Genomic DNA, 25282 nt, shown 5'->3' with positions numbered 1-25282 from the left:
CACGGGTATGTCAGTGAGTGCGACACCTTGAGTCTCGGGAGGGGCAGTGAGTAAGCAGCCGAGAGGGCTGGGCAGGGGGCTGGGGGCGCTCATCCCGACAGGTCCGGCCGTCGTCACGGAAACGCCCGTGTCGATGACCGTGACCATGGCCGCCCCGGAGCCGGTGGTGGTGCCGGAGCAGCCCGGCCCCGCGCCGGTCGCGGGCGCCTACTTCCTTGAGATCCCCGTCGACGACATCGCGCCCAACCCGCGCCAGCCGCGCGACATCTTCGACGAGGAGGCCCTGAAGGAACTGGCCACCTCGATCGGTGAGGTCGGCCTGCTCCAGCCGATCGTGGTGCGCGCCACGGGCGAGGGACGCTATGAGCTGATCATGGGCGAGCGCCGCTGGCGCGCTTCCAAGGCCGCCGGGCTCTCCGAGATCCCCGCGATCGTGCGGGAGACCCAGGAGGACAAGCTCCTGCTCGACGCGCTCATCGAGAACCTCCAGCGCGAGCAGCTCAACGCCCTGGAGGAGGCGGCGGCCTACCAGCAACTGCTTGACGATTTCGGCGCGACCCACGAGCAGCTCGCCACCCGCATCGGTCGTTCCCGATCGCACGTGACCAACACGGTGCGCCTGCTGAAGTTGCCGCCCGGTGTGCAGCGCAAGGTCGCGGCCGGAACGATCAGCGCGGGCCATGCCCGAGCCCTGCTCCGCCTGGACGACCCCGCCGCCCAGGAACACCTCGCCAACCGGATCTCGGCCGAGCTGCTGTCGGTCCGCGCGGTCGAGGAGATCGTCGCTGTGGGCGACGCCAGGGCCGCTCCGGACGCGGCCCCCGCTCCGCGTGCTCCCCGGGCGAAGCCCGACGAGGAGCCCGCCCTTCGGCATCTGGCCGATCGCCTCTCCGACCGCTTCGAGACCCGGGTGAAGGTCGACTTCGGCCGTCGCAAGGGGCGCATCGTGGTGGAGTTCGCGACCATCGACGATCTGGAGCGCATCATCGGCACGATGGCTCCGGGGTCGCTGCAGGCGATGGAAGGATGATCTCACCGGCTCCGGAGGCCCGTGAACGTGGGCCCGTGGCGCACCCCGCCGAGCCGGTGAATCTCCCCCGAGGCCCCTTCCGGGGTGGCTGCCTTCCGGGATGACCCCCGGCGGCCGGCCTTGCCGGACGGTTCCCCGGATACGAAGAGCGGCCTCCCTGTTTCACGTGAAACAGGGAGGCCGCTCTTCGTATCCGGGGCCAGGTAGACCGTTCTCGCTCTGGTAGCACGACTCTCAGCTTTGGCGGCACCGTCGCTTCCCGTTCGCCCCCCTGTGCTCGCCTTACGGCGTTGCGATGATCGAAGGGCCCCGTACCTTCCGGCGCGCCTCGTGGGTACGCGTGCACGGTCTCAGGGCCGTATGTCCGGTGTATGACGCGACTGCAGTGAAGGGAGGGGAGAGACGCCGGGAGAGGGGAGGCGCCGTGCCCCGCGATCCAGCGGCGAGGGGCTTTTTGCGAGGCGCCTCGCGACCCACACCGTGTGGCGGCTGGTCAAGCGAGAACGCCGAGCCTTCGGGCGGGACCGTCGAGCGAGCGTCACCGCGCCGATCTCAAGCCCACCGCCCTCGGCCCCAGCGTGGCGCAAGCCTCCAGCTGTGCAAGCCTTAGGAGATGGACCGGCATGCACTTGGATCCTTCCTCAGGACGAAGCGAGAACAGCGCGACGCGACTGCCCTCGGGTACGGCACCGAGGGTCGCCGCACCCCCGGACTACGGCGCTCCGAGGTCGCCGAATTGGCGCACATCTCGGTCGAGCACTATACGAACCTCGAGCAGGCGCGCGGAGCGCGTCCCTCTCGTGACGTGCTCGTCTCGGTGTCTCGTGCGTTGGAGCTCACGCGTGACGAGGAGACACACCTGTTCGAGCTTGGCGGGCACGCGCGTCCCCGGCCCGCGCATCCCGCCATGGAGGTGGCCGACAGCATTCTCCAGCTCATTCACAGCCTGCCATCCACCGCAGCCCTCGTTCTCAGCGCCCGGTACGACGTGCTTGCCTGGAACCGGCTCGCGGAAGTGCTCCTGGAGGACTTCTCCCAGTGTGGATGGGAGCGTAGAAACCTTATTCGGCGCCATTTCCTCCTGGACTCCCTGTCGGGTCAGGGACACTTCAACATGGACGGGTACTTCGACTTCTCACGCTTCTCCGTCGGCCGGCTGCGAAGCACATTGGCCCGGTACCCCGACGACCACGACACAGTCCGCCTTGTCGAAGAGCTCCGCGCCCGAAGTGAAGAGTTCGATGCGATGTGGCGCGATCAAGACGTCAACGTTGATACGCACACGTCAAAGCTCATGAAGCACGAGAAGCTGGGCAATCTTCTCCTGGTGTGCGACGTCTTGCAGGTGCCGGACCGTGACCAGCATGTCGTTCTGCTCTCGGCGCCCGACGGTTCGGATACCGCCGAGATTCTGCGAAGCGCTACGGACGGATCGCTTCCGGCGACCGGGCCGTTCGTCGCTGATCTGGCTTGACCCCTCACCCGGTGGCGGGTGGAGCCCGCACGGGTACCGATGCGTCTCCTCGCGCGGCGACGAGACGCGCTGAGCACGCGTCGCGCTGAGCACGCGTCGCGAAACCAGGGTCTCGTGCCAACAGTGCGCGGTCACGATCAGCTCTTGGCCTGTTCCCGTCGAAGGGGGTACTCCTTGTGCGTGCCAGAGAGAGGGGTCTTCGGGCTGAATGGTTGACGAAAGCACCCGGTGCCGACTTCGCCCGTCCACGTGCGTGCAGTCCATGAGCGCTGGAGCCTCGGCACGTTCGAGCGGTTCCTCGGAATGACAGCGCGGGCACCGACACACGGCTTTCTCGGCACAACAGAAGGAGACAGCCCATGACCACCCCCAATGCCCTGGTGATCGCCCAGACATACGTTCGAGCAGTGGAGAGCAAAAACCGTGACGGCGTCGCGGCGACACTGGCCGATACCGTCCGGCATATCTTCCCGATCTCCTACGGTCCCGTGGAACACCCGCAGGCGGTGTTCGAGGGCAAGGACGAGGTGCTCGCCTACATCGACTCGCTCTTCAACAAGTTCTCGTCGATGCGCTGGCCGGCGCCTGACTGGACGGTCTCGGCGGACGGCAGCCGGGCCTTCCTGGAAGGCAAGGGCGATGGCGTCGTAGCGCACTCCCGGTCGCCCTACCGGAACACCTACATGATTCGCTTCGATCTCGAAAACGGTCTGATCGTGCGGGTCACCGAGTACGCGAACTCGGAGTACTACGTCGCTCAGAACATCCCGCCGGTGGAGGTTGAGATCCGCGCCGCCGAGCGGGCGGCCGCCCTGTAACGGTCAATCCGCGAGCGCCGGGAAGCACTGGCGGCATCGTTTCACGTGAAACATCGGGCGGCAGGACATGCGGTCGGCCCTCGCGAGGCGTGAACTCTCGACGAGGAGGACGGGCGCAGCGGGAGCGGCGAGATCGCCCGCGGAACGCCTGGGATCTTGTGCGCGGGAGAGGGGCGGCCCGGAGATGGCGGCCGGTGTTTCACGTGAAACAGTCACCGTTCCCGAGGGAAGGCCGTTTCACGTGAAACAGATGTCACTCAGGAGCCGACGTCCTCCTGGACGGCGAGACGGATGTCGGCGACGAAAGTGTCGACATGCTCGGGAGTGGTGTCGAAGGCGGTCACCCAGCGGACCACGTTCTCGGCCGCGTCCCAGACATGGAAGAGATAGCGCTGCTGCAGTTCCGCGATGGCCTTCTCTGGGAGGGCGGGGAAGACGGCGTTGGACTGCACGGGATAGCGCAGGGAGACGCCCGGAAGATCGGCGATCCCTTCGGCCAGGCGGTGGGCCATGGCGTTGGCGTGGGCGGCGTTCTCGCGCCAGAGCTCCTCGGTGAGGAGGGCGGTCAGCTGGGCGGAGACGAAGCGCATCTTGGAGGCGAGCTGCATCCCCTGCTTGCGTAGGAACGACGCCGGGGCGTCCAGCTCCGGGCGGAGAACCACGAGCGCCTCGGCACCCATGGCGCCGTTCTTGGTACCCCCGAAGCTGAGCAGGTCCACGCCCGCGTCCGTGGTGAGGGAGCGGAGCGAGCAGCCGAGCTCGGCCGCCGCGTTGGCCAGCCGGGCGCCGTCCATGTGCAGGAAGAGGTTGTGCGCGTGCGCGAACTCCGCGAGCTCGGCGATCTCGTCGGCGGTGTAACAGGTGCCGCACTCGGTCACCTGGGAGATGGAGACGACCCTGGGCTGGGAGTGGTGCTCATCCCCCAGCACGGACAGCTGGCCACGGATGTCGTCCACGGAGATCTTGCCGTCCCCCGTGGGGAGGGTGACCAGCTTGGCGCCCAGCACGCGTTCGGCGGCACCGCACTCGTTGGTGTTGATGTGGGCGGTGGCCGGGCAGAGCACCGCGTCGTACGCCCGGAGTACGAGCCCGAGGCCCACGACGTTGGCGCCGGTGCCGTTGAACATCGGGTAGGCGGTCGCGCGGGCGCCGAACTCGGCGCGGAAGGTGTCCTCCATCGCGGTGGTCCAGGCATCCCCGCCGTAGGCGAGGGCGTCTCCGGCGTTCGCTTCGAGGATGGCGGTGAGAACCGCAGGGTGCACGCCCGCGTGGTTGTCGCTGGCGAAGCTCTTGGGGAATGGGGTGGAGGTCAGCACACGGCCAGCGTAAGGGGAAGCCCGACCTGTTCACCGACCCGGCCCACCCACCCGCCCCACGATTCGATCCGGCCGTCCGCCCGCCGACCTGGCCCGCCCGCCCGTAGGCCCGGCCCGTCCACCCGCCGATTCGATCCGGCCTGTCACTCGCCCGCCCGTCGACCCGGTCCGTCCACCGGAATCGTCCTCGTTCGCCGGCTCGGTTCCCGTACGGGAAGGCCGGCCTTGATCGGGCCCGTTCGGCGACTCGACTCGGCATGGGCCCGATCCGTCCACCGTGGATCGCCTCGCTCGTCGGCTCGGTCCCCATACCGGGAAAGCCGACCCCTGTCCGGCCCGTTCGGCGATTCGATACGGGCCCGATCCGTCCACGGGGATCACCTCGCCGACCCGGTTCCCGTACGGGAAGGCCGCTCCCGTCCACCGGTGCGGCCCTCGCGGGAGAGCCGGGCGGGGGTCAGGCCCCGCGGATGGCGGCCTGTTCCAGGAGGACCCGGCAGAGGGTGCCGAGGTCGTCCCCGGCGGCCTCCGCGGCCATGGGGAGGAGGGACGTCTCGGTCATCCCCGGGGCGACGTTCACTTCGAGGAAGTGGGGCAGGCCGTCCGCGTCGACGATCAGGTCGGTACGGGAGATGTCCCTGAGGCCGAGGGCCGTGTGCGCGGTCACGGCCATCTCGGCGCAGGCCGCCGACGCCTCGGGCGAGAGGCGTGCCGGGGCGAAGAACTCGGTGTGCCCGGCGGTGTAGCGGGCCGCGTAGTCGTACACGCCCTCGTTGGCGACGATCTCCACGGGGGGCAGTGCCACCGGCCCGCTCCCGAGGTCGACCACGGAGACGGCGACCTCGACCCCTTCGACACAGCGCTCGATCAGCGCGGTGTCACCGTAGGCGAAGCAGCCGACCATGGCGGCGGGGAACTCCTCGGCGCTGCGGACGATCGACGCGCCGAGCGCCGAGCCGCCGCGGGACGGCTTGACGAACAGGGGAAGGCCGAGGCGGTCCACGATGCGGGCCAGCACCGCGGAGGCGCCGAGGTCGTGGAAGGTCTCCTTGGGCAGCGTCACCGACTCGGGGGTGCGCAGCCCGACGGAGCGGACGACGGTCTTGGCGGTGGGCTTGTCGTAGGCGACCCGGCAGGCGTCGGGGCCGGCGCCGACGTACGGGACGGAGAGGAGTTCGAGGACCGAGCGGATGGCGCCGTCCTCGCCCGCTCCGCCGTGAAGGGTGACGAAGACCGCGTCCGGCGGGTCCGCGAGCACGGAGGGAACCAGTGTCGCGTCGGTGTCCCGGGTCTCCACGGAGACCCCCGCCGCCCGCAGCACCTCGCTCACCCGCCGGCCCGAACGCAGCGAGACCTCCCGCTCGTAGGAGAGCCCGCCCGCCAGGACGAGCACATGGCCCAGGTCACTCATCCGACATACCTCTCGTCAAGGCCCGCTCCGAGCCTGTCCTGTCGCTCTCGTCACGCGCGGCCCGGTTGTCCCGACGGATCAGGATCGATCACCGCGCACCGGCGCAGGAAGTCACCGTACGGCACCGGAGGGAGGAGCTCATGCCGGAGGTGCCCCGTGGCACGGGACACCTGCCGGGGGGCGGGACGTGGCGGGGTTACGCGAGGTCGGGGCCCGGGGTGTCGATACCGGCGCGTTCGGCGGGCGAGCCGGTCCCGAAGGTGTCGCGGACACGGAGCTCCTGCCCGATCACCCCGGCCAGGCGGCGGACGCCCTCGCGGATGCGGTCGGGCTCGGGATAGCAGTAGGAGAGCCGCATGTGCCGCGCGCCGCCGCCGTCGGCGAAGAAACCGGTGCCCGGTACGAAGGCCACCCGCTCCGCGACCGCGCGGGGCAGGAGCGCCTTGGAGTCGAGCCCCTCGGGGAGGGTGGCCCAAACAAAGAACCCGCCACCGGGGCGGGTCCAGGTGACGCCGTCGGGCATCAGGGCCTCCAGCGAGGAGAGCATGGTGTCGCGGCGCTCGCGGTAGAGCTCCCTGAACGACTTGATCTGCTCGCGCCAGGGCTGGGTGGCGAGATACTGGCCGACGGCCAGCTGGGTGAAGGAGGAGTGCGACAGGACCGCGGACTCCATCGCCAGCACCAGTTTCTCGCGGATGGCGTGCGGGGCGAGGGCCCAGCCGACCCGGAAACCGGGGGCCAGGGTCTTGGAGAACGAGCCGAGGTAGACGACGCCGTCGGCGTTGTCGGCGCGCAGCGTCCGCATGGGCTCGCCGTCGAAGCCGAGCATGCCGTACGGGTTGTCCTCGACGATCAGCACGTCGGCCCGCTGGCAGATCTCCAAAACCTGCTGCCTGCGCGCGACGCTGAGCGTCACGCCCGCGGGGTTCTGGAAGGTGGGGATCGTGTAGAGGAACTTGATCCGGTTGCCCGCGCTCTTCAGGGCGTAGATGGTCTGGGCCAGCGACTCGGGGACGATGCCCTCGCTGTCCATCGCGATATGGATGACCTTGGCCTGGTAGGCGGAGAAGGTGCCCAGGGCTCCGACGTAGGAGGGTCCCTCGGCGAGCACGACGTCACCCGGGTCGATGAAGATCCGGGTGATCAGGTCGAGGGCCTGCTGGGAGCCGACGGTCACGACGACATCGTCCGAGTTGGCCTCGATCCCCTCCATCCGCATGACGTCGCAGATCTGCTCGCGCAGGTGCGGGTCGCCCTGTCCCGAGCCGTACTGGAGCGCGACGGGGCCGCGTTTGGCGATCAGGTCGGCGACCAGCTCTCCCACCACGTCCAGGGGGAGGGCGGTGACGTACGGCATGCCGCCGGCGAGCGAGACCACCTCGGGCCTCGACGCGACGGAGAAGAGAGCTCGCACCTCGGAGGCGACCATCCCGGTTGCCCGTGCCGCGTAACGGTCGACGTAGGCGTCGATGCGCGACCCTTGGGTCGGGGCGATGGTCTGACCGTGATCGTTGTCCTGGGGCACGGTCCACCTCCTAGGTTGTGTGGAGCACAAAAGCGCTCATACCAGAGAAACCAGGGTACGTCAGGGGCTGTAGTCGTCTGCGTGTGGGGACGGGACCTCCTGAAACCAAGACCCGCACTGGGCTACGATGCCAGCTGGAGACGCCGTTTTCGCGCGTTTTTCGCCATGGCTTGCACTCGTCTCGCCAGGATTGGGGCCAACAGGTGTCGCGTCGGCTGGCAAACGTCACCCTCGACAATCTCGACGACCTGCCGCGCCGCTGCCGCCGGTGCGTCTTCTGGGAGCTCGATCCCGTCAACGCGGACCGGGCCGTGAAGGCCGGTGATCCGGGACTTGAGAAGGAGGCCTGGATCTCCTCGACCCTGCTGGAGTGGGGAAGCTGCGGCAAGATCGTCTATGTGGACGGGGTGGCGGCCGGATTCGTGCTCTACGCGCCGCCCCACTACGTGCCGCGCTCGGTGGCCTTCCCGACCTCCCCGGTCAGCGCGGACGCGGTGCTGCTGATGACCGCGCACATCATCCCGGAGTTCTCCGGGGGCGGCCTGGGCCGGATGCTGGTCCAGGGCGTGGCAAAGGACCTGACCCGGCGCGGGGTGCGGGCGATCGAGGCGTTCGGCGACCTGAAGTGGGAGCAGCCGGGCGCGTGCCTGATGCCCGCCGACTACCTGCTCTCCGTGGGTTTCAAGACGGTACGTCCGCACCTGCGCTTCCCCCGCCTCCGCCTGGAGCTCAAGAACGCCGTCTCGTGGCGTGAGGACGTCGAGGTGGCACTGGAGAGGCTCCTCGGGTCGATGAGTCCCGAGAGGGCACTGCGGCCCGTCTGAGACCCTCTGGAGCCCGTACGCCACGCTCTGGGGTCGAACGGGCCCTCCCCGGAGCCGAACGCGTCCTCCGGGGGCCGTGAGCCCGCTTCCGGGGACCCGGTGAGCCCGCCCGGCGCACGGCGGGGAAGCCCCGCGCATGTGAAAGCCCCCCGCGGTGAGACGGGGGGCCTTCAGTGGGTGGGTGTGCCGCTCGGAAGCGGGTGATACGGGCGGACGCCGTGGGGGGCGGCCGACCGCAGGGGGCCTAAATGATGCCCTCAAGCTCGCGAAGCAGCATGGCCTTCGGCTTGGCGCCGATGATCTGCTTCACAACCTCTCCGTTCTTATAGACGTTCAAAGTAGGAATCTGGAGTACGCCGTAGTTTGTCGCCGTTGCCGGATTCTCGTCGACGTTGAGCTTGACGACGGTGAGCTTCTCGGCGTTCTCGCCGGCGATCTCCTCCAGGATGGGCGCGACCTGGCGGCACGGGCCGCACCACTCGGCCCAGAAGTCGACGATGACGGGCTTGTCGCTCTTGAGGACGTCGGCCTCGAAGCTGGCGTCGGTCACGTGCTTGATGGTGCCCAAGGTTCCTGCTCTCCCTCTTGCCTGAAGACTTGCCTGAGGACTGTTACCCGATGACGGTGCCGATGGGTGCGCACCCGGCGCTCACCGGGTGCGCGTCCGGTGCGCGTCTGACGCGCTGTCGTCCGACGGCGTGCCGACGCCGTGTCCAGCTGTGTCCGGCGGCGTGTGACGGCGTGTGACGGCGCTTGAGGCGCTTGGGCCCTTGAGGCCCGCCCTGTCGGGCGGCGATCCCGCTCGCCGTCACCCGCCGGTCGTCACGCGCTCTCGTGCTCGGCCAGCCAGCGCTCGGAGTCGAGCGAGGCGGCGCAGCCGGTGCCCGCGGCGGTGATCGCCTGACGGTAGGTGTGGTCGACGACGTCGCCCGCGGCGAAGACGCCGTCCAGGTTGGTGCGGGTCGAGGGCGCGTCCACCTTGATGTAACCCTCGTCGTCCAGCTCCACCTGGCCCTTGACCAGCTCGGTGCGGGGGTCGTGCCCGATCGCGATGAACAGGCCGGTGGCCGCCAGCTCGCTCTCCGCGCCGGTCTTGAGGTTGCGTACCCGCACCCCGCTCACCTTGCTCTCGCCCAGCACGTCGACGACCTCGCTGTCCCACAGGAAGCGGATCTTCTCGTTGGCGAACGCCCGATCCCGCATGATCTTGCTGGCGCGCAGCTCGTCCCGACGGTGCACGACCGTCACCGACGCCGCGAACCGGGTCAGGAAGGTCGCCTCCTCCATCGCGGTGTCGCCGCCGCCGACGACCACGATGTCCTGGCCGCGGAAGAAGAACCCGTCACAGGTGGCACACCAGGACACGCCGTGTCCCGACAGCCGCTTCTCGTTCGGCACGCCCAGCTCGCGGTAGCCCGACCCGGTGGCCAGGATGACGGACCTGGCGTAGTAGGTGTCGGTGGCGGTCTTGACGACCTTGGGGGTGGCGGCCAGGTCGACCTCGAGCACGTCGTCGGCGACCAGCTCGGCGCCGAACCGCTCGGCCTGCTTACGCAGCCCGTCCATCAGGTCCGGGCCCATGATCCCGTCGGGGAAACCGGGGAAGTTCTCCACCTCGGTGGTGTTCATCAGAGCGCCACCCGCGGTGACCGACCCCTCGAAGACCAGCGGGTTGAGGTCGGCACGCGCGGAGTACACCGCCGATGTGTAACCGGCGGGACCCGATCCGATGATGATCACATTCCGGACGTCCATCTGCGCTCGCGCCTCTCCCTCTGTCGATGCCACCGGCGTCAACAGATCCTAGGCGCCGGTGATTCCCGCCCGGCGCGGTGACGGATCCACCGGTGGAACGGGAAAGCCCGGCACGGACGAATCCATGCCGGGCACCCACGAAAAAGGACGAGGGCTTTGGGAGCGGATTACCCGCCACCGATCACCCCGGGTGTCTCACCACCGGTCGCCCCGGATGGCCTGTCGAGGTCATCCGGGGCCACTTCGTCCCGGTCACTCCCAGCTTGCGAAGTCTGGCTTGCGCACGTCGTCACACTGCGGGCCCACGACGTGGACGCGCACCGTGTTCTTGGCCTGGTTCTGCCAGAAGAGCAGGATGTTGGCCTCCTGCCCGTTGTAGAACCCCTGGTCCACGGCGAAGGGCGACTTGCCGACCTGCGCCGAGACCTGCCGGACACACTTGTCGATCCTGGAGTTGTCGGTCGTTCCGACGATGGTCCCAGGGCCGATGTAGCCGAGCAGCGAGCCGCGGAGCTCGGCGTCGGTGTAGTTCCAGTTGCTGTCGGTCAGCGTGTACTGGATCGTGTCCGCCGGCGCGGGCTGCGCGATCGTGGGCAGGCGGTCGGGCCCGGACGCCGACAGCGTCCCGGTCGCCAGCACGGTCGCGCCGATCACCGCCGCCGCCACGCCCGCCGCCGCGGCGGGCATCGCCCACCGGCGCCGCCGGTTCGCGCCGCGCCGCCTGGCCGGGACCACCGGGACCACGGTGCCGTCGTCGCCGACGACCCCCAGCCGCACGGCGGGCTCAAGCTCGGGCTCCTGTTCGGGGAGCGGGGCCCTCTGGGGGGTCGTCTCCCATGGCGCCGGTTCTGCGGGAGAGGACGTCTCCCACGGCGCGTCGCGCATTATGTCGTCCCAGGCCGGTGCTTCCACCAGGCCCACTCCACCTCCACGGAAGCTCTCGGCCTCGGCGGCCAGCGCGCGGTCGATCCTCAGCGCGACTCCCATCGGCATCGCCGGTGTGGGGGTCGCCGCCAGGACCTCACGGACCGCTGCGAGGTCGGCGAGGCTCTCGCCACAGGGATCGCAGATCGCGAGATGCTCGCGTACCCGCATGGCCGTGGCGGCGTCGAGGAGCCCCTCGGCCAGTTCGGCCAAGATCTCCAGGTCGTAGTGCGTATCACCCGTCACGAAGTTCTGCTCCCTTCGCGGATGAGACGCGAGACAGGTCTGATCGGTTCCGTAAATGGGAAAGAATCGGGGCGAGTTTCGCCCGTCCGCGCGCGCATCGGCTCTTCACCGTGCCGCTCGGTACCTCCAGCACCTGGGCCGCGTCCTCGACCGAGTAGCCCATCATGTCCACGAGCACCAGCGCGGCGCGCTGGTCGGAGGGCAGCAGCTTCAGGGCCGCCGAAACCTCCATGGACACCTCGCGCTCGGCCGTCTGGTCGAGCACCGGGGTTTCGCGCTCCGCGGCCTCGACGAGCTCGTCGTCGGCCACCGGGCGCACAGATTTCCTGCGCATGCGGTCGAGGCATGCGTTGACCACGATGCGGTGCAGCCACGTGGTCACGGCCGCCTCGCCGCGGAAACTCCCGGCCTTGCGGTAGGCCGAGACGAAGGCGTCCTGAACGGCGTCGGCCGCCTCGTCGGGATCGCCCAGCGTGCGCAGGGCGACCGCCCACATGCGGTCTCGATGTCGCTTGACTATTTCACTGAAGGCGTGCGGATCCCCGGCGATGTGCCGGGTGAGCAGGTCGGCGTCGGACACGGGGGCCTTCGCCGTCTGCTCGTCCGCCGCTGGCGGGGTCTCGGGTGGGGAATTCACAAGGAGAGTCCTGCTATACCGATCCGGGGAGAACACCTCTACGGGATAGATGGTGCCACGGATTCTCCGATGATCTGCAAGAAGCCATGTAAAACAGATCAAATCGCACCGGTGTCACTTGGTCGCGAGGACCTTCATGTCCAGCACCTGCCCGCGGTACTTTCCCTGGTAGGTGGGCATCTTGGTGAACCAGACGAGCACGTAGCGACCCTTTTTCGGGGTTTCCGCGGTGAACGTCTTCTTGCCCGAGAGCCCGCTGAACTTCTCGACCACGTCCAGGGCTTCGAGCTCCGCCGAGTCGCCGACCCTGAGCTCCGCGGTGCCGCCCGAGGTGCCGCCGAACTCGATCGAGACCTGTTTGACCGGGATGCTCTTGCCCATGTCCAGCAGCAGGCCCACACCCGTCTTGAGCCGCCCGAAGTCGGCGGAGTCGTACGACTCGGAGTGCCAGTCGGTGGACTCCTTGCCGTCGACGGCGTAGCCGGCCAGCTCGCCGCGCTCCTCCCTGTCGGTGCTCAGCGGGTCGAAGCCGGTCACCGAGGAGGGCTTCACCTCCCGGGGGGCGGCTTCCACGGTCGGCGTGGGCGTGGTGCTCTCCTCGCCGGCCGTCGGGGTGCCGGCATTGCCGATGCTGCGGCCGAGGGTCCAGGCGCCCAGGCCGACGGCCACCATCACCAGCAGCACGACGACGGTCATGGCGACCTTGTTGACCATGCCGCCCGCCTGCTGGGGCATCGGGCGGTGCTGGTGCTGGGTCTGCTGGGGAGGGGGCGTGTGGCGCTGGGGCGCCGCGGTGTCGATGCCCTCGGAGCGCGAGGCCGCCACCGGCAGCGCCGTCATGGGCATCGGCGTCGGCATCGGCAGGGGACTGGGCCGCGACACCGAGGCCAGGGCCTCGGCGACCTCGGCGGGCGTGGTCAGCGGGTCGAGCCCGCGCCGGGTCTCCGGCAGCATCGCCCGGCAGACGATGGCGTCCAGGTAGCCGGGAACGCCCGCGATGACCTGGCGTGGCGTGCAGAAGTGCCCGTCGCCCATGGGCGCGACGGGCAGGCCGCCGCTGTCCTGCTCGTCCCCCGGCCAGTGGCCGGTCAGCCCGGCGTACAGCAGGCGGCCGAGGCCCTCGGCGTCCTCGCGGGCGGGGTCGTCGCTCGTCACGTCGTCCAGGACGGCGTCGACTCCCAGGCCGAGCAGTTTGACCGTGCTGCCCGCCGTCCACACCAGGTGCTCGGGGGTGAGGCAGAGGTGGGCGAGGTTCGCCTCGTGCGCGTGGGCCAGCGCCTCCGCGGCCTCGGCGACCATCGCGGCGGCCCGCTCGGGGTCGAGCGGGCCGCCCGCGATCATGTCGCTGAAGGATTCGCCGCTCACCCACTCGCTGACGACGTAGGAGTGGCCGTCGTCCTCGGTCGCGTCAAAGACCTGGGTGAGGCGGGGGTCGGTCAGCCGGCTGGCCACCCTGGCCGCCGTGACGACCTCGTTCAGGCGGGGGAAGTCGGGGTCGAAGGTGTGGACGGCGACGGGTCTGGCGAGCACCTCGTCGATGGCCTTCCACAGGGTGGCCCCGCCCGACTCGTGGACACGGTCTTCGAGCCGGAAGCGCTCGGCCAGCTTGGTGCCGGGCTCGACGGCGGGGGAACTCACGAGGACCCCGTACCTGAGAACACGACAGCACCATGCCCGGTCAGCACATCAAGACACATCACATGATGCTGGGTGGATCCGCCCACGCCCTCCTGCTTCCATTAGCCGCATGTCACCACACGCGTCGCACCATGGTAGTCCCGCGCCGGTTCCGCCCGTGTTCGTCTTGTCAGACGTTTGAGACAAGTCTTTGGGTTACCGGCCTACCCGTCCTGCCACCATTCCAACGATCGAACTCACCTCGGGGATGCGCATCCGGTGGGCGATCGCCAAGTAAAGAACCATACCGAGTCCGCCGCCCGCCGCCAGCATGATGGCGGCGCTCAGCGCGTCCAGCCCGGTGAGCTCCTGGGTGAGCCACAGCACGCCGAGCGCGAGCGCCGCCGCCGGGAGCGCGGCCAGGTACATCCGGGACAGCCCTGCGGCCACCCTGCGCCCCGCCAGGCCCCCCACGCGGCGCGCGGCCAGGATCCAGGCGGCCGCGGCGCCGACCACGTAGGCGACGGTGAACGCGGAGGCCAGGCCCATCACGATGTACCGGGCGGGCAGGGTGTAGTAGGCCACGAGGCTGAGCGTGGCGTTCACCGCCAGGTTGCCGAGGGCGAGGAACACCGGGGTGCGGGTGTCGCCGAAGGAGTAGAAGACCCGCAGCAGCAGCTGGAAGATCGAGAACGGCACCAGCGCCAGCCCGAAGACCTGGAGCACGTTGCCGATGTAGACCGCCGAGTCGACGGTCATGTTGCCCCACGAGAAGACCAGCACGGTCACCGCGGGGCCGAGCACCATCAGCAGCAGCCCGGCGGGCACCAGCAGCACCGACACCAGCCGCACCCCCGAGGAGAACTCCTCACGGACCGTGTCGAGTTGCCCGTCGGCCACCCCCCGGCTCATCCTGGGCAGCATCGCGGTGATCACCGAGACCGCGATGATCCCGTACGGGAGCTGGAAGAGCTGGTAGGCGTAGGCATAGGCGGCGTTACCCGCGCCGGGTGCCCGCTGGCCCGCGCCGGTCGCGAGCCTGGTGGTGATCAGAAAGGTGATCTGGCCGATCCCGACGTAGGCGAAGGTCCAGACCGCGGTGCGGCCCATCTCGCCGAGCCCGGCGTTGCGCAGGTCGAACCGGGGCCGGAAGCGGAAGCCGACCCGGTGGAGCGCGATGACCAGCACCACGCACTGCGCCACGATGCCGGCGGTGGTGCCGAGCCCGAGCAGGGCCAGATCGGCGTCGGTGATCGTGTCGACGTCCGTGCCCGCGCCGCCCAGCTTCAGGTAGTAGACGACGGCGACGGCGATCATCACGATGTTGTTGAGCACGGGCGCCCACATCGGGGCGGCGAACCTGTCCCGGGTGTTGAGGATCGCCCCGGCGATCGCGCCGATCCCGAAGAAGGCGATCATCGGCAGGATGTACTGGGCCAGCCTGACCGCCACCTCGGTCTGCCGAGGGCCCCAGTCGGTGCTGTACAGACCGATCAGCGGCTTGGCCAGCAGGACCGAGACCACCGCGATCACCGTCAGCGCGAGCACCCCGAGCGTCATCAGCCGCTGCTCGTAGGCTCGGCCCCCGTCGGGGTCGCTCCGCTGCCGCCGGATGATCATCGGCACCACGACGCTGCTCAGGATCCCGCCGAGGAGGGAGTCGAACAGGATGAACGGGATCGTGTACGCCACGTTGTAGGCGTCGCCCAGCGCGAAGGTTCCGATGGCCGCCGCGAGCACCGCCGTCCGGACGAAGCCGGTGACGCGGGAGACCATCGTTCCCGCAGCCATGATCGCGCTCGCGCGCAGGACCCTGCTCATGCGCTTTCCTTCGCTAGGTGCTGGGAGCGCCAGGCGCTCAGGACTCGGTGCCGGCGGGTTCGCGCTCGCGCTTCGGCGGCGGGGCGGCCGCGGGGCGGCGGCCTCCCCTGCGGCGCAGGACGCGCAGGACGACGGCGGCCAGCATCACCACGAGGGCGGCCCCCACGATCACCAGGGCGACCCCGGTGTAGCCGGTGGTCCGCACGGTCAGCTCGACCGGCTTGCCGTAGTTGCGTTCGTCGTCGGTGGTGAGCTGGACCGTCACGGTCGTCTGGCCGCTGGCCGTGGAGGTCATCGGGATCCGGATGGTCTGGTTCTGGCCGCCGAGGATCTCCAGCTTGTCCTCGTACGGCTCGATCTTGAGCAGATCGGGCTGGTCGGAGGTCACCTTGAGCCGGACCGCGATCCGGCTCGCCTCGCCGCTCAGCTCGTTGCGCACGCTGATCGGCACGTCGCCGTTGCTGCCGGCCAGGGTGCGCAGCCGCGACTGCTCGCTGCCGGTGATGTTGACCTTGGCGATCCGGCCGTCGATCGCCTCGGCGACCTGCTGGACGTACGGTGCCGCGCCGCCGGTTCTGCCCCGCCACGCCGAGGAGGTCAGGCGCAGCAGCGCCAGGTCGAAGACGTCGAGGTCCTGGGCGGTGGTGATCGCGGCGGTCAGGTCCGCGCGGGCGCCGACTCTCTTGACACCCGTCAGGTACTGCTTGGCGAGCTCCAGCTTCCGGTCCTGGTCGGTGTAGGTCAGTCCGGCCCGGGGGACCGGGACGCCCTTGCCGCGCTTGACCGCGTCGAGCGTGACGGGTGCCAGCCAGGGCAGGGTGGCGGCCGTCTCGACCAGGTCGGTGACGTACTCGGGGTCGGGGTCCCAGCGGCGGTGCGGGACGGCGATCACCGTTCTGGCGGTGGTGACGGGCTCCGAGCTGATCATCGCGGTCTCCGCGATGAACCGCTGGCGGTTCGTCAGCGCCGCGCCGGGGGCGGAGGTGTCGGCGCCGACGGTCTCGCTCAGCACCGCGTCGGCGACCAGGGCGGTGAGCGGGCCGTTCACGCTCTCCAGGGTCGCCGAGGCGTCGGGGGTGGTGACCGGGGGCGTCGTCACCGGCGGCAGGTTCAGCACGTTCAGCAGCACGGTGTTGACGCCGCCGGTGGCCAGCAGGTCCAGCCCGTCGTAGTCGATCAGGCCGCCCACCGGCCAGTTCACGTTGGTGATCACGTCGCGGCCGAGGGTCTCCCTGGCGACGATCGCGGCGGCGGCGATCCCGGTCCCGGTGGCGTCGTCGACGCCGTTGTGGGCGAGGGCCGCCACGTCGGGGTCGCCGTACGGGGTGGCCACCACCGGGTGGTCGGCGACGGCCTCGCGGAAGTCGCTCAGCCACTGGGCGGTCTCGGGGGTCGCGGGGCGCTCCTGGGCGCGGTCCTTGACCCTGACCGTGTGCGGCCTGCCCATGGCCCGCGCGTCGTCGAGCAGGGCGGGGTCGACCACCCAGGTGAGGCCCTTGGCGGACGAGGTGTCCTGGGCGATCTTGAGCAGGTCGCCCAGGCGCTTGCCGGGGGCCATGGCCGCGGGCAGGCCCTCGTCGGCGAAGGTGGTGTCGCCGGACCGGCGCGGCTGGTCGACGATGGGCAGCACCGTGGCGAGCCGGGTGCGGGCCACCTTGGTCTCCCTGGGCATGTAGGTCACCATGGTTCGCATGGTGGCGACCTGCTCCCCGTAGGCGTCGCGCACCTCGACCATGACCGGGTAGACGCCGAAGCGGGAGAACCCCCGCTCCTGCGGCGTGAAGGAGAACTCCCACGGCAGCTTGCCCGAGGCGGCGATCGGCGCCTGGAGGAAACTCTCGCAGCACCACGAGAGCTGGGGGCCCTGCCCGGCCAGGTAGGTCTCCAGGTCGGTGCGCCTGGCGAACGGCTGGGGCGAGAAGTGCATCCGGATGCGCAGCCCGTTCAGGGGCTCGGTGCCCGAGTTGACCAGGGAACCGGACAGCTTGATCTCGGTGGTCGGGTCACGGGGGGCGTCGGGGCCGATCGCCTCCAGCACGACCTGGAGGCCCGCCCGGCTCACCGAGGCCGTCCGGGCGTTCGCCGTACCCGGAACGACCACGGCCGCGGGTACGAGCAGCGTGGTGGCGAGCAGGGCGAGCAGCGCGGCTTTGTGGATCACGTGCCGGCCAGGGGTCGAGTACGGCGCACGCCGGTAATGCTATGGCCTAACCGGCGAGGGGAAAGGTCGCCGGTTCCCCGCGGGAGCCCTGCCGGGTCAGGTTGACGATCTTTCCTGATACCAGTGTGAGCAGATGGTCGGCACGGATCAGGAGTGCCGTCCGGCGCTCTCCGGTGGGTACGTAAACGGGTGTGGCGCTGCGGGTGAGCCGCTCGTCCACCAGCACGGTGAGCGTGGCGGGCAGCAGCAGCGGGCAGACCAGGCCGGAGGCGTAGTCGGTGGCGGAGTTGACGGTGAAGGCCGAGGCCGGCCTGACCCGCCGGGCCCCCAGGATGCCGCCGATCACGCCGGGGCGGGGCGGGGATCCGACGGAGGTGACGACCGCCACGGGCTCGCGGCCGATCCGCGTCGTGACCTCGAAGACCGTGACTCCCACGCAGATCTCGGGACTCGCCGACAGCACCTCGGGGAGTTCGTCCGAGCATGTCATCGCGCGCGGAAGGCGTACGATCTCATGATGGACCTGGTGTGCGAGGAGCCAGCGGTGGATCGCGAGCGCATCCTTCATGTGTGTGCTCCTTGCCTCGACGCACAGTCCCCGAGGTTCCCTGACCGACCGTAACCTGGTGATCGCTTCAGGTGTATCCCCGCAGGGGAACATGTTCCGTAACCGAAGGACCTACCCGGCTTGTCCCTTTCAAATCTGACCCAGAGCCAGCGCCACGGCATGAGCGAGTTGTTCCGGAAGATCGCACCCGTGGCGGACGAGCTCGGCGAGCTTTTCGCCGCCAGGGGATACCAGATCGCCCTCGTCGGCGGCTCCGTACGCGACGTCTTCCTGGGCAGGATCGGCAACGATCTCGACCTGACCACGGACGCGAGGCCCGAGACGGTCCTGGAGCTCGTCCGCGACTGGGCCGACTCCATCTGGACGATCGGCATCGACTTCGGCACCGTCGGCGTCCGCAAGGGCGGGTGGCTGCTGGAGATCACCACCTATCGCAGCGAGTCGTACGACCCCAAGTCGCGCAAGCCCGACGTGGCCTACGGCGACACGCTGGAGGGCGACCTGGCCCGGCGCGACTTCGCGGTCAACGCGATGGCGCTGCGGCTGCCGTCCCGCGAGTTCGTCGACCCGCACGGCGGCCTCGACGACCTGCACGCGAAGGTGCTGCGCACCCCCGGCCCCCCCGAGCGCTCCTTCGGCGACGACCCGCTGCGGATGCTCCGCGCCGCCAGGTTCGCCAGCCAGCTCGGCTTCACCGTCGACCCGGCGGCGCTCGCCGCGATGGGCGCGATGGCCGACAGGATCGACATCGTCTCCGCCGAGCGCATCCGCGACGAGCTGGACAAGCTCATCGGCGGCGACCACCCCCGCGCGGGCCTGCGGCTCCTCGTCGACTCCGGGCTCGCCGACCACGTGCTGCCCGAACTGCCCAAGCTTCGTCTGGAGATCGACGAGCACCACCGGCACAAGGACGTCTACGAGCACTCGCTGATCGTGCTGGAGCAGGCGATCGACCTGGAGGAGAACGGCCCCGACCGGATCCTGCGCTGGGCCGCGCTCCTGCACGACGTGGGCAAGCCGAAGACCCGCCGCCACGAGCCCGGCGGCCGGGTCTCCTTCCACCACCACGAGGTGGTCGGCGCCCAGCTCACTAAGAAGCGCATGGCGGAGCTGAAGTTTTCCAAGGACGTGGTGGCCGACGTCTCCCGCCTGGTGGAGCTGCACCTGCGCTTCCACGGGTACGGCACGGGCGAGTGGACCGACTCGGCCGTACGCCGCTACGTCCGCGACGCCGGACACCTGCTGGAGCGCCTGCACAGGCTGACCCGCGCCGACTGCACCACCCGCAACCGGCGCAAGGCCCAGGCCCTGTCACAGACCTACGACCAGCTGGAGGAGCGCATCTCCCGGCTGGCCGAGGAGGAGGAGCTCGGCAAGATCCGTCCCGAGCTCGACGGCAACGAGATCCAGGAGCTCCTCGGCGTCCCGCCGGGCCCCCTCGTGGGCCGCGCCTACAGGTTCCTGCTGGAGATGCGCCTCGACCGGGGCGTCCTCGGCAAGGAGGCCGCCGCGGACGCCCTCCGCGAGTGGGCGCGGGCGAACGGGGCGGGCGGCGCCGACAAGGCGGGCGATGCCGACAAGGCCGACGAGAAGGTGGGCGGCGAGGTGGACTCTGAACGGCTCTCCTGATCTGGACGGCCTTGACGGTCCCGGCAGCCCCGGCCGCCTCGATGAGGCGGCCGAGATCGCCCTGCTCGACCGTGAGCACGTGTGGCACCCCTACGCGGCCACGCCCCAGCCGGTGGCGCCACACGTGGTCTCCCGCGCGGACGGGGTGCGGCTGACGCTCGCCGACGGGCGCGAGCTGGTCGACGGCATGTCGTCCTGGTGGGCGGCCATCCACGGCTACAACCACCCCCGGCTCAACCGGGCGCTGAAGGAACAGCTGGAGGACATGGCGCACGTCATGTTCGGCGGGCTCACCCACGAGCCCGCCGTGCGGCTGGCCGCCACGCTCGCCGCGATGACCGGGCTGCCGAAGGTGTTTCTCGCCGACTCGGGGTCGGTCGCCGTCGAGGTCGCGATCAAGATGGCGTTCCAGTTCACCGGCAGGGGACGGCTGCTCACGGTCAGGGGCGGCTACCACGGCGACACCTTCGGGGCGATGTCGGTCTGCGACCCGGTCAACGGCATGCACCACCTGTTCTCCGGCGTGCTGCCCGAACACGTGTTCGCCGACCGGCCGCCGCGCGAGTACGACGAGGGCTACGCGACCCGGCTGGCGGACCTGGTCGCCCGGCACGCCCGCGAGCTGGCCGCGATCATCGTGGAACCCGTCGTCCAGGGGGCGGGCGGCATGCACTTCTACCACCCGGCCTACCTGCGGCTGCTCCGCGAGCTGGCCGACGAGCACGGCGTCCTGCTGATCGCCGACGAGATCGCCACCGGGTTCGGCAGGACCGGGGAGCTGTTCGGCTGCGACCACGCCGGGATCAGGCCCGACATCATGTGCCTGGGCAAGGCCCTGACCGGCGGCTACCTGTCGATGGCCGCGACGCTGTGCACCGATCGGGTGGCCGAGGGCGTCGGCGTGCTGGCGCACGGGCCGACCTTCATGGGCAACCCGCTGGCCGCGGCCGTCGCGAACGCCTCCCTGGAACTCCTGCGGGAGCGCCCGTGGCGCGAGGAGGCCGGCCGGATCGAGGCCGGCCTCCTCGCGGGCCTGGCCGGGGCCTCGGGGGTGCCCGGGGTGAGGGACGTGCGGGTCCTCGGCGCGATCGGGGTGATCGAGGCTCGCGAGCCCGTCGACGTCCCCGCCGTCCAGGACCTCGTCATGCGGCACGGCGTCTGGCTCCGCCCGTTCGGACGGCTGATCTACGCGATGCCGCCCTACTCGATCGGCGACGGCGACCTGGAGAGGGTCACGACGGCGATGACGGCAGCGGCTCGATCACTGTGAGGGTCACGACGGCGATGACGGCAGCGGCTCGACGACTGTGAGGGTCACGACGGCGATGACGGCAGCGGCTCGACGACTGTGAGGGTCACGACGGCGACGAGGGCAGCGGCTCGACGACTGTGAGGGTCACGACGGCGACGAGGGCAGCGGCTCGACGACTGTGAGGGTCACGACGGCGATGACGGCAGCGGCTCGACGACTCTGGTCGGCGTGACGATCCGGTAGATCACCGCGCCCACGACGTATCCGGCGGCGATGACCACCAGCACGAGCAGCGACCTGCCGTCCGGCGGGAGCAGCGCCGCGGCCAGGGTCGCGGCCAGCACGTAGCTGCCGTTGAAGAGCATGTCGTAGATGGAGAAGGCCCGGCCGAGGTAGGCGTCCTGGAGGTCCCGCTGGACGGCGGTGTCGGCGCAGATCTTGATGCTCTGCCCGGCGATGCCGAGGACGAAGCCCGCGGCCGCGAACCCCCACTGCTGGAACGGCGCGCAGAGCGCCAGCGTCAGCGCTCCGGCGGTGATCAGCATGGCCGGGACCCACCGCTCGATGCCGAAGCGCTCGGTGGCCCACGGCGTGACCAGGATGGCCAGGAAGTAGCCGACCCCCGAGGTGGCGACCACGATGGAGACCGCGTTCAGCGCGTCCTCGGCGTTCTCGGCGAAGTAGTAGCGCGACAGCAGTACGAGCATCGCCGTGCACATGCCGTACATGAACCGGTGGGTGGCCATCGCGCCCATCGCCGCCGCGGCGGCCCGGTGCCGGGCGAGGTGCCGCGCGCCGTCGGCCAGGCCGGTCAGCACGTGGCGTACGGCCTTGCGGGCCTGCGGCCGGTCGGGGTCGTCGGCGGGGCCGAGCAGCTGCCTGCCCATGGTCCTGGCGATGAGCGCGCTGAGCCCGAAGACGAGCCCGGAGACGACCAGCAGCACCGCCGTGCCCGGGTGACCGGAACCGAAGACCGCCCGCAGCAGGTAGCCGGCGCCGATGCCCACGAAGGTGAGCACGGTGCCCGAGGTGGGGGTGACCGCGTTGGCCACCATCAGCCGGTCGGCCGGCACGACGTGCGGGAGCGAGGCCCCCAGCGCGGCCAGGAAGAACCGGTTCACCCCGAGCACGCCGAGTGCGGCGGCGTAGAAGACCGCGTCGGGGGCGTCCGCGGCGACGAGCGCCGCCGCCACGAGCAGCAGCGCCCCGCGGACCAGCGGCGCGATGACCAGGATCTGCCGTCGTGACCAGCGGTCGATGAACACCCCGACGAAGGGGCCCAGGATCGAGTAGGGGAGCAGCAGCACGGCCAGCCCGGCGGCGATCTCCACCGCGCTGGTGCTCTGCTCCGGGCTGAAGAACGCGAATCCGGCCACGCCGAACTGGAAGATCCCGTCGGAGAACTGCGAGACCAGGCGGGTCGCGTACAGCCTCCGGAAGTCCCGACCTTCCAGGACCACGCGTAGATCGGATACAAATGACACGCGCTCAGCCTATGTGCAGCCACCCTGGGCGGGCATCGGGAACATCCCTGATTAGGTAGACGGGCATTTACCACCTTTGCCTACGTATCGCTTAGGGGGCGCGGTAAACCGACATGATCACGTACCCTCGGTCGAGTGACACCTGATGAACACGTTGTGCTCGTCGACACCGAGGGAAACGCGATCGGCACGGCGGCCAAGGCCACGGTGCACGGTCTCGACACTCCCCTCCACCTGGCCTTCTCCAGTTACGTGTTCGACGAGCAGGGGCGGGTCCTCCTCTCCCGCCGCGCACTGCACAAGATCACCTGGCCGGGGGTGTGGACCAACAGCTGCTGTGGCCACCCCCTGCCCGGCGAGCCGCTCCCCGGGGCGGTGACCCGCAGGCTCTCCCACGAGCTCGGCCTCGCGGCCGGCCAGGTCGATCTCCTCCTGCCACGCTTCTCCTACCGCGCGGTCATGGACAACGGCACCGTCGAGCGGGAGCTGTGCCCGGTCTACCGGGTGCTCGTGACCGCGGAGGCCACGCCCAACCCCGACGAGGTCGACGACGTGCGCTGGATGCCGTGGAAGGAGTTCACCGACGGGGTGCTCGGCGACCGTCTGGCGATCTCCCCATGGTGCCGCGAGCAGGTCCCCCAGCTGGCCGAGCTCGGCGCCGACCCGCTCGCCTGGCGGGCCGCCGATCCCGCCGACCTGCCGCCCGCCGCCCGCTGACCCACCCGCCGCCCGCCGAAGCGGTGATCTCCCGTCCCGGCGGTGTGAGGGTCTCTCACACCGTCGGCCATTCCACGGCGAGCCCCTCGGCCCGGCGCCTTTCCGCGTGTCCGGATGTCGGCTACCGTGCCTGCCCGGTCAGCAGCCGGAGCCATATCTCGCGGGCCTCGCGGTGCGTCCACCGCCCGGCGAAGGCGTGCTCTGTCGGCCTGCCCTGGATCACCCTGTGGATCATGTAGGTGCCGCCGCAGGCGATCAGCTCGAAGTAGACCGCCCGGCAGGCGCACGTGTGCTCCAGCACGCGGTACGGTCCCGGTGCCAACGCCTCCCAACCGAGCGCCCGGCGGCCCGGGGCGACGCGTACGGGGTGCGGGCTGATGCCGGGGCAGGTCCATTCACCTCGGGCGTCCAGATCACTGCCCGGGGCGTCGGGGGTGGTTGGCATCCGGAGCTCCTCTCTGGGGATGCGGGGAGCCTGGCGACGACTCCCGGCCCCCCGCGTCTCGCCCCGCCTCGGTCCCTGCTCGCGCACCACCGCCTGCGGGGAGGGTGAGCGCGACGGCGCGGGAGGCCACTCGCCGCGCCGCCGCGCCGCTCATGGGGCCGTGGTCGGCTCGGTGTAGTGCTCGCCGAGTCGCTGGGCGATCTGACGTGCGACCCTCGGCACGTCGTCGGCCCGAGCGGACTCGGCGGGCTCCTCCATGTGGACGGCTCCCCACGAGAAGAACCCGCCCTCGCGGTCGGCCCACACGGTCAGGTCGGCGCTGATGACGAGGCGCGGCTGCCCCTCGTCGTAGGAGATCGCCGGGTAGATCCGGTGGTCGTGCAAAGCCGTGCGCAGGTGCCGCAGGGCGGTGATGGCGCCGGGCCGCCAGGTGGCCGCGCCGAGCCGGTCGCCTGCCGGTGCGCCAGGCGATGGGATCACGACTGCCTCCTTCCTCAGACCGGTCCTGCGTGATCGGTCATGAATTCGTCGGCGAGCGGCGGCATGGCGGTGAGGCTCCTGCCGCGCAGGATCGCGTAGTGCCCGGCGAGTTGTTCGGCGGCGGCGGACAGCGTCAGCTCGGAGCTGAGCACGGATGCGCCGGAGTCGCTGAGCCTGGGACCGGTCCACCAGAACCTCTCGCCGTCGGTGTAGGCCAGGAGCCCGTGATGGAGGGACACGACGGCGTTGCCGGAGCGCAGCGTGTGGACGTCGGACGAGATGCCGTACACCTCGCTGAGTACGAGGGTCAGCTCCTTGGCCCGCGCGACGGCCTGGCTCTCGGTGTCGGCCGACGGCGCGGCGGCGCATGTTTGGGAAGGAGACACGCCGCCGCGCCTGCTCATGGGGTCATCCTGCGGTGGGATCGCGTTCATGCCGCGACCTCCCGCCGGGGCTCGTGCCGTCGTGCTGGAGGGGCGTCCGGGGAGCGGCCCCGGCCGGGGGCGACGGCGGGCCCCGGCCGGAGGGTCTGGTGGTCGAGGAGGGAGAGCGGCGGCCGGGCGTTCGAGAGGTTCGAGAGGACGGTGCCCGGAGGCGGGGCGCCGTGTTCGTGTACGCGGGCGACGGTGCGGGCCCGGCGGTGGGCGAGGGGATCGCGGGCGAGCGCCAGGCGGACCGCGCGGCTCTCCCGCGTCTCTACCGGCCGGTACGGGCGGGCGGCGGGGGTTGCCGGGCGGCGGGTGTCGGTGCGTCCGGCGGGTCGGGTGCGCGGCGTCGCTTCGGGTTCGGCCTGGCGGGGCGCGGGCACCAGCGGAATCGGCTGCGCCGGGATCTCACGGGCGGGCTCGAAGGTCGGCAGGGTGCGGCCGAGTCCGAGGCGGCGGCGCGCGTCGAGGCGCCCGGCCATCAGCGCGCCGGTCGGCTGCGCGTACTCGTGGCCGGCGACCTGGCCGGGGCAGCCGTGGGCGTAGGGGGCGTGTCCGCAGTCGGCGCAGCCCATCGGCAGGGGCGGGGCCTCGGCGAAGCAGGCGCAGCCGCTCTCTGTGGTTCGGTCGAGAACCGGAGCATTAGGGTTGTTCACGGGTCAGGAGTGCCTTCCTGATCAAGGGGCCCGTCCCGGCGCGCAATGCCGTGGCGGGCTCCGCCTT

General features: G+C 70.4%; 23 protein-coding genes. 7 read left to right on the top strand and 16 right to left on the bottom strand.

Features of this window, described 5'->3' with window-relative positions; translation table 11 throughout:
- The first annotated feature begins 46 nt into the window (after nucleotides 1-46).
- From OG587_RS07465 to OG587_RS07455, 3 genes are all read left to right on the top strand, one after another.
- Entirely contained in the window at nucleotides 47-1030 is a 984-nt protein-coding gene (locus tag OG587_RS07465) for a ParB/RepB/Spo0J family partition protein (RefSeq protein WP_329088108.1), read from the top strand.
- A 613-nt stretch (nucleotides 1031-1643) separates the two neighbouring features.
- Nucleotides 1644-2504: a helix-turn-helix transcriptional regulator gene (locus OG587_RS07460; protein WP_329088106.1), complete on the top strand. Its 861-nt coding sequence runs from the start codon at nucleotides 1644-1646 to the stop codon at nucleotides 2502-2504.
- 359 nt (nucleotides 2505-2863) lie between these two features.
- Nucleotides 2864-3322, top strand: coding sequence for a nuclear transport factor 2 family protein (locus OG587_RS07455; protein ID WP_329088103.1), 459 nt, complete (start codon nucleotides 2864-2866; stop codon nucleotides 3320-3322).
- A 257-nt stretch (nucleotides 3323-3579) separates the two neighbouring features.
- Here the strand turns inward: OG587_RS07455 and OG587_RS07450 are convergent, their stop codons facing one another.
- The 3 genes from OG587_RS07450 to OG587_RS07440 form a co-directional block, all read right to left on the bottom strand.
- Entirely contained in the window at nucleotides 3580-4638 is a 1059-nt protein-coding gene (locus OG587_RS07450) for a threonine aldolase family protein (protein ID WP_329088102.1), read from the bottom strand.
- A gap of 457 nt (nucleotides 4639-5095) precedes the next feature.
- Entirely contained in the window at nucleotides 5096-6049 is a 954-nt protein-coding gene (locus OG587_RS07445; protein ID WP_329088100.1) for a D-alanine--D-alanine ligase family protein, read from the bottom strand.
- A gap of 196 nt (nucleotides 6050-6245) precedes the next feature.
- Nucleotides 6246-7478, bottom strand: coding sequence for an aminotransferase-like domain-containing protein (locus tag OG587_RS07440; RefSeq protein WP_329093781.1), 1233 nt, complete (start codon nucleotides 7476-7478; stop codon nucleotides 6246-6248).
- 299 nt (nucleotides 7479-7777) lie between these two features.
- Here OG587_RS07440 and OG587_RS07435 point away from each other — a divergent pair, with 299 nt between their 5' ends.
- A complete protein-coding gene (locus tag OG587_RS07435) occupies nucleotides 7778-8398 on the top strand; it encodes a GNAT family N-acetyltransferase (RefSeq protein ID WP_326646217.1) in 621 nt (206 codons plus the stop codon).
- Between the two features lie 244 nt (nucleotides 8399-8642).
- Here the strand turns inward: OG587_RS07435 and trxA are convergent, their stop codons facing one another.
- The 8 genes from trxA to OG587_RS07395 all read right to left on the bottom strand — a co-directional run bounded on the left by trxA (nucleotide 8643) and on the right by OG587_RS07395 (nucleotide 18127).
- A complete protein-coding gene (gene trxA / locus OG587_RS07430; RefSeq protein ID WP_329088095.1) occupies nucleotides 8643-8966 on the bottom strand; it encodes a thioredoxin in 324 nt (107 codons plus the stop codon).
- Nucleotides 8967-9220: 254 nt separating this feature from the next.
- Nucleotides 9221-10153, bottom strand: coding sequence for a thioredoxin-disulfide reductase (gene trxB / locus OG587_RS07425; protein WP_329088093.1), 933 nt, complete (start codon nucleotides 10151-10153; stop codon nucleotides 9221-9223).
- A gap of 252 nt (nucleotides 10154-10405) precedes the next feature.
- On the bottom strand, nucleotides 10406-11323 hold the full coding sequence (locus tag OG587_RS07420) for a zf-HC2 domain-containing protein (protein WP_329088092.1): 918 nt from the start codon (nucleotides 11321-11323) through the stop codon (nucleotides 10406-10408).
- Entirely contained in the window at nucleotides 11313-11960 is a 648-nt protein-coding gene (sigM, locus tag OG587_RS07415; RefSeq protein ID WP_329088091.1) for an RNA polymerase sigma factor SigM, read from the bottom strand. Before sigM ends, OG587_RS07420 begins: the two co-directional genes overlap by 11 nt.
- A 114-nt stretch (nucleotides 11961-12074) precedes the next feature.
- The gene (locus OG587_RS07410) at nucleotides 12075-13598 is read right to left on the bottom strand and encodes a protein kinase family protein (protein WP_329088089.1); all 1524 of its coding nucleotides are present in this window, start codon (nucleotides 13596-13598) and stop codon (nucleotides 12075-12077) included.
- A gap of 195 nt (nucleotides 13599-13793) precedes the next feature.
- Nucleotides 13794-15398 (bottom strand): murein biosynthesis integral membrane protein MurJ, encoded by a 1605-nt coding sequence (gene murJ / locus OG587_RS07405; protein ID WP_329088087.1) that lies wholly within the window; start codon nucleotides 15396-15398, stop codon nucleotides 13794-13796.
- A 37-nt stretch (nucleotides 15399-15435) separates the two neighbouring features.
- A complete protein-coding gene (locus OG587_RS07400; protein ID WP_329088085.1) occupies nucleotides 15436-17559 on the bottom strand; it encodes a DUF6049 family protein in 2124 nt (707 codons plus the stop codon).
- Nucleotides 17560-17605: 46 nt separating this feature from the next.
- On the bottom strand, nucleotides 17606-18127 hold the full coding sequence (locus tag OG587_RS07395) for an aminoacyl-tRNA deacylase (protein WP_329088084.1): 522 nt from the start codon (nucleotides 18125-18127) through the stop codon (nucleotides 17606-17608).
- Between the two features lie 159 nt (nucleotides 18128-18286).
- Between OG587_RS07395 and OG587_RS07390 the strand changes: the two genes are divergently transcribed.
- Nucleotides 18287-19756, top strand: a complete 1470-nt coding sequence (locus tag OG587_RS07390) for a CCA tRNA nucleotidyltransferase (protein WP_329088081.1) — start codon at nucleotides 18287-18289, stop codon at nucleotides 19754-19756.
- Nucleotides 19698-21026 carry an adenosylmethionine--8-amino-7-oxononanoate transaminase gene (locus OG587_RS07385; protein WP_443075499.1) on the top strand — a complete coding sequence of 443 codons (1329 nt, stop codon included), beginning with the start codon at nucleotides 19698-19700 and terminating at the stop codon, nucleotides 21024-21026. The genes OG587_RS07390 and OG587_RS07385 overlap by 59 nt, the downstream gene beginning before the upstream one ends.
- A 167-nt stretch (nucleotides 21027-21193) precedes the next feature.
- Here OG587_RS07385 and OG587_RS07380 read toward each other — a convergent pair whose 3' ends face one another.
- A complete protein-coding gene (locus tag OG587_RS07380; protein ID WP_329088079.1) occupies nucleotides 21194-22492 on the bottom strand; it encodes an MFS transporter in 1299 nt (432 codons plus the stop codon).
- Nucleotides 22493-22627: 135 nt separating this feature from the next.
- Here OG587_RS07380 and idi point away from each other — a divergent pair, with 135 nt between their 5' ends.
- Nucleotides 22628-23209, top strand: coding sequence for an isopentenyl-diphosphate Delta-isomerase (gene idi / locus OG587_RS07375; RefSeq protein WP_329088077.1), 582 nt, complete (start codon nucleotides 22628-22630; stop codon nucleotides 23207-23209).
- A gap of 121 nt (nucleotides 23210-23330) precedes the next feature.
- Here the strand turns inward: idi and OG587_RS07370 are convergent, their stop codons facing one another.
- The 4 genes from OG587_RS07370 to OG587_RS07355 all read right to left on the bottom strand — a co-directional run bounded on the left by OG587_RS07370 (nucleotide 23331) and on the right by OG587_RS07355 (nucleotide 25215).
- Nucleotides 23331-23654, bottom strand: coding sequence for a hypothetical protein (locus OG587_RS07370; protein WP_329088076.1), 324 nt, complete (start codon nucleotides 23652-23654; stop codon nucleotides 23331-23333).
- Between the two features lie 150 nt (nucleotides 23655-23804).
- Nucleotides 23805-24134, bottom strand: coding sequence for a hypothetical protein (locus tag OG587_RS07365; RefSeq protein ID WP_329088074.1), 330 nt, complete (start codon nucleotides 24132-24134; stop codon nucleotides 23805-23807).
- 14 nt (nucleotides 24135-24148) lie between these two features.
- Nucleotides 24149-24568: a hypothetical protein gene (locus tag OG587_RS07360; protein WP_329088072.1), complete on the bottom strand. Its 420-nt coding sequence runs from the start codon at nucleotides 24566-24568 to the stop codon at nucleotides 24149-24151.
- Nucleotides 24565-25215, bottom strand: a complete 651-nt coding sequence (locus OG587_RS07355; RefSeq protein WP_329088070.1) for a hypothetical protein — start codon at nucleotides 25213-25215, stop codon at nucleotides 24565-24567. Before OG587_RS07355 ends, OG587_RS07360 begins: the two co-directional genes overlap by 4 nt.
- Nucleotides 25216-25282 lie beyond the last annotated feature (67 nt).

This window comes from Streptosporangium sp. NBC_01469, assembly GCF_036227305.1.
Taxonomy (GTDB): Bacteria; Actinomycetota; Actinomycetes; order Streptosporangiales; family Streptosporangiaceae; genus Streptosporangium.
The sequence above is the reverse complement of the archived record's forward strand: the minus strand, read 5'-3'. Positions and strand labels throughout refer to the sequence as shown.